6 protein-coding genes and 1 tRNA gene are annotated in these 6,978 nt (G+C 66.3%); 4 read left to right on the forward strand and 3 right to left on the reverse strand.

Going from position 1 to position 6,978, the window contains the following annotated elements; all coding sequences use genetic code 11:
• Positions 1 to 10: 10 nt before the first annotated feature.
• Complete coding sequence (locus A5782_RS14095; RefSeq protein WP_067100844.1) at positions 11 to 1,639, reverse strand: adenylate/guanylate cyclase domain-containing protein; 1,629 nt, start codon at positions 1,637 to 1,639, stop codon at positions 11 to 13.
• A gap of 154 nt (positions 1,640 to 1,793) precedes the next feature.
• Here A5782_RS14095 and A5782_RS14100 point away from each other — a divergent pair, with 154 nt between their 5' ends.
• Both A5782_RS14100 and A5782_RS14105 read left to right on the forward strand, forming a co-directional pair.
• The gene (locus A5782_RS14100; protein WP_067100847.1) at positions 1,794 to 3,011 is read left to right on the forward strand and encodes a DNA polymerase III subunit delta'; all 1,218 of its coding nucleotides are present in this window, start codon (positions 1,794 to 1,796) and stop codon (positions 3,009 to 3,011) included.
• Positions 3,012 to 3,070: 59 nt separating this feature from the next.
• Positions 3,071 to 3,146 (forward strand) — tRNA-Thr (locus A5782_RS14105).
• A 77-nt stretch (positions 3,147 to 3,223) separates the two neighbouring features.
• Here the strand turns inward: A5782_RS14105 and A5782_RS14110 are convergent.
• Positions 3,224 to 4,402, reverse strand: coding sequence for a tyrosine-type recombinase/integrase (locus A5782_RS14110; RefSeq protein ID WP_067100850.1), 1,179 nt, complete (start codon positions 4,400 to 4,402; stop codon positions 3,224 to 3,226).
• On the reverse strand, positions 4,395 to 4,958 hold the full coding sequence (locus A5782_RS14115; RefSeq protein ID WP_067100853.1) for a helix-turn-helix domain-containing protein: 564 nt from the start codon (positions 4,956 to 4,958) through the stop codon (positions 4,395 to 4,397). Before A5782_RS14115 ends, A5782_RS14110 begins: the two co-directional genes overlap by 8 nt.
• 402 nt (positions 4,959 to 5,360) lie before the next feature.
• On the opposite strand from A5782_RS14115, the gene A5782_RS25545 reads away from it, so the two are divergent.
• Both A5782_RS25545 and A5782_RS14125 read left to right on the forward strand, forming a co-directional pair.
• Positions 5,361 to 5,813 (forward strand): DUF2742 domain-containing protein, encoded by a 453-nt coding sequence (locus A5782_RS25545; protein WP_197694225.1) that lies wholly within the window; start codon positions 5,361 to 5,363, stop codon positions 5,811 to 5,813.
• Positions 5,810 to 6,940, forward strand: coding sequence for a hypothetical protein (locus A5782_RS14125; RefSeq protein WP_067100856.1), 1,131 nt, complete (start codon positions 5,810 to 5,812; stop codon positions 6,938 to 6,940). The genes A5782_RS25545 and A5782_RS14125 overlap by 4 nt, the downstream gene beginning before the upstream one ends.
• Positions 6,941 to 6,978 lie beyond the last annotated feature (38 nt).

A 6,978-nucleotide genomic window follows, 5' to 3' on the forward strand; every position in this document is an offset into this window, starting at 1 on the left:
GCTCAGGTTCTCAGTAGCCCGGGCCGATGGTCTCGCCGGACATCTCCTCGGTGCGCGCCCGAGTGGGAGCGGAGTCGGTTGTTCCCGCCAGGTGTACCGGGCGCGCCAGCTGGGTGGGTGCCCGGCGGCCGCGCAGCTCGACCACCTCGCCGACATCCCAGCACAGTGCCTCGGCGTCCAGCGCCCCGCTGACCGCGATCGCCGACGCGAGTACGTGGCCGGGTTCCAGTTTGGCCAGCTCGGTCAGCCGGGCGGCCTCGTTGACCGGGTCGCCGATCACCGTGTACTCGAACCGCGCCTGCGCGCCGATGTGGCCGGCGATGGCCCGCCCCGACGACACCCCGATGCCGAACTCCGCCGAACCGATCACCGGCAGAAGTGCGTCGTGCAATTCCCGGGCCGCGGCCAGTGCTCCGCCGGGCGAGTCGGGGTGTTCGATCGGCGCGCCGAAGATGGCCAGCGCGGCGTCGCCCTGGAATTTGTTGACGAAACCGCCATGCTTGCCAACGGTATCCACCACCACCCGGAAGAACTCGTTGAGCAGGTGGACGACCTCGGCGGGCGGCCGGGTCGAGGCCAGCTGCGTGGAGCCGACCAGGTCGACGAACAGCACCGCGACGTCGCGCTCCTGGCCGCCCAGTTCGGTGCCACGCTCCAGCGCCCGGCGGGCCACGTCTTCACCGACGTAGCGGCCGAACAGGTCACGAAGCCGCTGCCGCTCGGACAGGTCGCGCACCATGTCGTTGAAGCCCGCCTGCAGCAGGCCGAGCTCGCTGGCGTCGTAGATCTGCATGTGCGCGTTGTAGTTTCCGCGCTGCACCTCCGAGAGCGCCCAGCGCAGCTGGCGCAGCGGATCGGCGATCGACATCGCCACCAGCAGCGTGCTGACCAGGCCGATGCCCAGCGCCGCCACCGCCAGCAACAGGATGGGGGTGAACAACTTCTCCGGCGTGGCATGCAGCAGCGAGGTCTTGTCGGCCACCACCGCCAGCACGATCGCCAGCACCGGCACGGCAGTGGACAGCATCCAGGTCAGGATCTGCCGCAGGATGACGCCGGGCGCCTTGACGTTCTCCGGCACCCCGCTGCGCAGGGCCGCCACCGCCACGGGCCGCAGCACCCGCTCGGACTGCAGGTAGCCGATGATCGAGGTGGCCGCGGCGCCGAGCCCGGTGGACACCGCCACCACGGGCGCGGCGAATCGGGCCACCGACCAGCTGGCGATGATGAACACCACGCTGCCGATGCACCAGGCCACGATGCTGATCAGGGTGCGATAGAACGGCATTCGCAGCGCGCGGCTGCGGGCCAGTTCGGTGGCGGCGGGGTCTGCCTCGGCGAGCATGTTGTCGCGGCGCTGCCACCGGAACACGGGCATCAGCAGCCGCAGTGTCACGGCCAGACCGGTGAGGAACACGACGACCAGTGCGGTGGCGAAAATCGTCACATTCAGCACCGGCAGGTCTTGCAGCTGGATGCGGTCCTCGGGCGGTAGGGCGTAGCGCAGGAAGCCGAGCACGAACAGGGCACCGATGATGTCGGCCTGCAGCATGCTGAGCGAGAACAGCGGCCACGGCGTGCGCATCACCCAGCGGACGAATCCGCTGATCCGCCCCGGTAGTGCCGCCGCCGTTGTCACCAACCCACCGTATCGGTCGGCGGTGACCTCCCGGAAACTTAATAACGATCTCCCCAGGTCTTTCGGGGCGCCTCGACGACGCCGAAGATAACGGAACGGTCGCGGTACGGTGGCCGTTCGGTATCTGTCGGCACCGCCACTACTGTTACCGGTGATGTCCGGGGTGTTTACGCGGCTGGTAGGCCAGGACGCGGTGACGGCCGAGCTGCTGGCCGCCGCCAATGCCGCTCGTGGTGACTCCGGCCACAGCGGGGCGGGCGCCGGGACTATGACACACGCGTGGCTGATCACCGGTCCGCCGGGTTCGGGCCGCTCGGTCGCGGCGCTGTGCTTCGCTGCCGCACTGCAGTGCACGTCCGACGGGGATCCCGGTTGCGGACGCTGCCACGCGTGCACGACGACCATGGCAGGAACCCATGCCGATGTGCGGAGGGTGATTCCCGAGGGCCTGTCCATCGGCGTCGACGAGATGCGCGCGATCGTGCAGATCGCGTCGCGGCGCCCGGCCACCGGGCGCCGGCAGATCGTGGTGATCGAAGATGCCGATCGGTTGACCGAGGGGGCCGCCAATGCCCTGCTGAAGGTGGTCGAGGAACCGCCGCCGTCGACGGTGTTCCTGCTGTGCGCGCCGTCCGTCGATCCCGAGGACATCGCCATCACGTTGCGTTCCCGGTGCCGGCATGTGGCGCTGGTGACGCCGTCGACCGAGGCGATCGCGCACGTGCTGGTCGACCGCGACGGCCTGACCCCTGACGCGGCGAGCTGGGCGGCGTCGGTCAGCGGTGGTCATGTGGGCCGGGCGCGACGGCTGGCCACCGACCCCGAGGCCCGGGCGCGCCGCGAGCGGTCGCTGACGCTGGTGCGCGACGCCGCGACCCCGTCTCGGGCCTACGCCGCCGCCGAAGAGCTGGTGGCCGCGGCCGAAGCCGAAGCCCTCGTGCTGACGGCGGACCGCGCCGAGGCCGAGACCGAAGAGCTGCGTACGGCCCTGGGCGCCGGCGGCACCGGCAAGGGCACCGCGGGCGCGATGCGCGGCGCGGCCGGGGCGATGAAGGACCTTGAGCGACGGCAGAAGTCGCGTCAGACCCGGGCCTCGCGTGATGCCCTGGACCGGGCGCTGATCGACCTGGCAACTTATTTCCGGGATGCGCTGATGGCCTCCGCACTGGAAAGGGGAGCCGGAACGGTGCGGGCCAACCATCCGGATATGGCCGAGCGGGTCGCGGCGCTGGCCGCCCATGCCCCACCGGCACGGCTGCTGCGCTGCATCGAAGCGGTGCTCGCGTGCCGCGAGGCGCTGGCGATCAACGTCAAGCCCAAATTCGCCGTCGACGCCATGGTCGCCACCATCGGCCAGGAACTGCGCGAGTAATCCAACTTGGGCGGGGCTGCCCGCCTGCCGTAGACTCGTGCCGCCCGGCGTGCGGGTATGCCGCCTTAGCTCAGTCGGTAGAGCGATTCACTCGTAATGAATAGGTCGGGGGTTCGATTCCCCCAGGCGGCTCCAAGTACCAGCGGAAACGCGCTTAAACCGCGGCGCAGGCGTCATCAGATTCCGGTCCACTTGATACTTTCCTGATACTTTCATCCGACACATTCCCCCGCCGCGAAGTTGTCCAGCGTCTTCCGCACATCGGGCCCGCGGGTCTGGCGTTGCAAGTAGTGCGCTTCGGTGGTCGCCAGTTGAGCATGGCTGAGCTGTTGCTGTGCCAGAGCCGGGCCGTGATCGTCGCGCACCACCGAGGCCACTGTGCTCCTACAAACCTTCGGAACCACCCAGCGCAGCTCCTCGGGGAGCGCCGCGCGCAACGAGCGCCGCATGTTGGCCAACGACATCCAGCCGCCATTGCGATTGGCGAATACCGGGCCTTCAGGTCCAGTCTCGCTGAGCAGCGTGGTGAGCGCCTCGATGCCGAACTTTGGGAGCACAACGGTGTGGGTCGGGGCGTCGGCCTTGCGTGCTTCCTGGCGGTGCAGCGGCTTACCGGCGACCCTCTGGTGGTCGATCAAGGTGCCCGAGATGGTGACCGTTGGCGGATCCGCCAGGAGATCAACATCGGACCATCTCAGCGCGAGGACCTCGTTCGGCCGCGCGCCAGTTGCCTGCAGCACCTCGATGAAGGGGGCCAGCAGGCGGCCCGGCTGCGGTCCGCCGTAATTTAGACGCTCTACGTACGCTTTGATGGCCGCGCGCACCTGATCGAACTCGGACGGCGTCATCGCCCGTGCTGGCGGTCGGCGCTTTTTCGGGGTCTTCGTCTCGCGGATCGGATTCACCGCGAGTACATCGAACCGGACGGCGAGCCCGAACATTCCGCGCAGGATGATGCGGATGTACTTGGCCTGCGCGGGCGTGCCGGCAGCGACGGCCTGGATGTGGGCGTTGGCGCGCGACGTTGGTAGTTCGGTTATACGTAGTGCACCGACGTAGGGTGCGCCGTGCTTAGCCCACGCCTGTCGGTACTGGCCGACAGTCTGGGGCTTGAGACCGTCCTCGATCACTTTCGCGCTGAGCCAGATCTCGAACAGCTCTGCCAACGTCGTCTTGTCCGTCACCAGCTGACCCGACAGCGGTGCGCGTCGATTCGCCAAGTGCCGCTGAAGAATCAGCCGGGCGGCCTCGGTCGACTTCTCGCTAGACCGCTCAACACGCCGACGCTTGCCGTCGGCATCGCGCACGTAGGTCGCCGCGAAATGCCTACCAGCGCTAGACCATTCGGTGATTCGTCCATGCTCGCCGGGCTCAAGGCGCTGCCTAGGCATCTTTGATCACGCCGCCGTAGTCGCGGATCAGTGCACGGAGCCGGTCGATCTTGTCACGAGTGCTCGCTTCATAACTTTTCAGAGCAGCTTTGGACGCCTCGTCGCGTTCAGCGGCGGCAATCAGCTGTGTGGTAGGGAGGGTCGCAATCAGGTCTGCACGGCTGCGGGCAGCGGCCAGCAACTCGGCGCCTTTGGATGGTCGAGCGCCAGGATTGGTGAACGCCGGAGCTTCGCCGGTCGCCCATCGGTACGCATCCCAGCTGCTGCCAGGGCGATCGGGGATCAGCTCAACGTCACCGTCAGGCAATTCGGGGTAGAGCAACACCAGTGGCGGAACCTCAAGCGCTGCAGCAAGAATCAACAGCTCGCCGACGTCGAACCGATTTCTGCCTTTTTCGATCTTGGTGATGGTTGTCCGGTGGATCGGAACACCGAGCTGCTTGCAGCGTTCAGCGAGTTGTTGTGCTGTCAGTCCAGCATCCCGACGATACTTCAGAACGGCCTTGCCGATCCGCTCCGCAGTGGCCCGGTGCCAATCTTCGCCAATGTTCTGCACACCGACATACTAGCCCACACCTTGACGGCCGCAAGCACATAATCTACTGTTCTCATCAGCGACGTGATGAGGGTAGAAATGTCGTAGTTGGGCACATACAGGCAGGAGCGAGAACGTGCACGACTGGAAAGCAACCGCCGAGCAGCTAGGCGGCATCGGACGGTCTTCGGTATTCCAACTCTGGGCGTCCGGGCAGCTGGGTTCGGTCACTATCGGTCGACGCCGGTTTTCAACCGATGGACAGATCGCAAAGTTCAAGGCCAACCTAGAGGCGGCTAGCGGCCGAGCGATACACCCTGAGTTCGCGGGGGCAATGAGCGACTAAGCCACCCGAAACCGTTGTACAACAACTAAACCGACAACCCCGACCACGCACCGGGGCCAAATCAGGAAGAGATTTTGGTGAGCCATCCCGATACGGGGATGGCCGGCTCCGAGCGTGAAAAACAGAACCGGCCCATCCAACCGCAAACCACACCACATACGACCGCATTCCACGACCGTGCTTGTAAATATACTGCACACCAGCGTATTTCGTCATCTCAGCGGACTTTTTGGCCGGTGTGGGAGTTCGGCCAGAAGTTGCTGGCTGAGGCCGGTATCGCTGCAGAGGATCTGCATCCGCCCGGCACCGCAGCGTGGGTGGCCTTAGACGACGACGATCCCGCGAAGATTCTCGCATGCGTGTTGGACTCGCCGCACCATACGGCACGCGTCGAGGCGGCCCAGGCGGCGCTGGATGAAGCGACACGCGCCGTATCGGCCGCCGCTGATTGGCGCCAGATCGCACGAGAGTCATTTGCTCGCAGCAGTTTCCGCGCCGCACACCTTGAAGCCAAGCGGGTGGCGTCATGACGTTCCCGGAGACCGCGATCGACTGGGATGGTGCTCCGCTGCCGCCGGAGCCCGATGAACCGGGTCGGCACAACGGTCACAGCGTCGCCCACGATGAAACGCAGCGGACCTGGCAGCCTACCGACCTGAGTGACGTCTTGGACGGCACGTGGAAGCCCCCGGAGCCGACGGTGGGCCAGCGGAGCCCCGACGGTGTGGGGCTGTTCTATCGCTACAAGCAGCACACCGTGGCCAGTGAATCCGAAGGCGGGAAGAGCTGGTTTTTGCTGACCGCTGCGCTGCATGAGATCGTCCACGACAACCACGTCGCCTACTTCGATTTCGAGGACGACCGCGGTCCTGTTGTAGGTCGCCTGCTTGCGCTCGGCGGCAGCCCCGACCGAATCCGCCGTTATTTCCACTACATTCGGCCCGAGTCGCCCATGACCGTGCCGACCAACAAGACGGATGTCGATGGCCTCATGTCCGAGTACAGGCCCACTCTGGGGGTCATCGACGGGGTAACCGAGGCCATGGTGATGCACGGCCTTGACCCGCTGGACAATCGGGACGCCGCCACGTTCGGCCGTATGTTGCCGCGCCGCCTCGCTCAGTGGGGTGCAGCGACCGTCAGCCTGGACCATGTGACGAAGGCGTCGGAGACGCGCGGCCGCTACTCGATTGGAGCGGTGCACAAGCTGAACGGTCTCGACGGCGCTGCATACATTCTGGAGAACCGTCGCCCGTTCGGCGTTGGCATCCAGGGTGTCTCGACCATCCGGATCGCTAAGGATCGGCCCGGTCAGCTCCGCAAACATGCGCTGCCGAACGCCACCGGATTGCACTGGTTCGCCGACCTGGTGCTGGACAGCACCTTGGCCGAGGGCCACACCGAGGCGGCGATCATCATGCCCAACAGCGACCCGTCCAAGCGGCCCACGCGGGTCATGGCCCGCATCTCCGAGACACTTGCCCGGCATCCCGCTGGGCTGGCCCAGCGGGTCATCTGCGATGTCGTGCAGGGCAAGACGGACACGATCCGCATCGCGCTGTCGCATCTGATTGCCGAGGGCCACGTGAGCAATTCGACGCCCCATAAGCTCCTCAAGCCGTTCGAAGACGTTGAGGACGAGGGCCAGCCGTCATGACCGTGCCCCACCGTGCCCCCTGCCTTGTATACACATCT

It is taken from the genome of Mycobacterium sp. 852002-40037_SCH5390672 (genome assembly GCF_001665875.1).
Lineage (GTDB): Bacteria > Actinomycetota > Actinomycetes > Mycobacteriales > Mycobacteriaceae > Mycobacterium.

Excerpts from the sequence above, each read along its gene's own strand:
- A5782_RS14100 (WP_067100847.1), top strand. The coding sequence starts at position 1,794 with ATGTCCGGGGTGTTTACGCGGCTGGTAGGCCAGGACGCGGTGACGGCC.
- A5782_RS14110 (WP_067100850.1), bottom strand. The coding sequence starts at position 4,402 with ATGCCTAGGCAGCGCCTTGAGCCCGGCGAGCATGGACGAATCACCGAA.
- A5782_RS14125 (WP_067100856.1), top strand. The coding sequence starts at position 5,810 with ATGACGTTCCCGGAGACCGCGATCGACTGGGATGGTGCTCCGCTGCCG.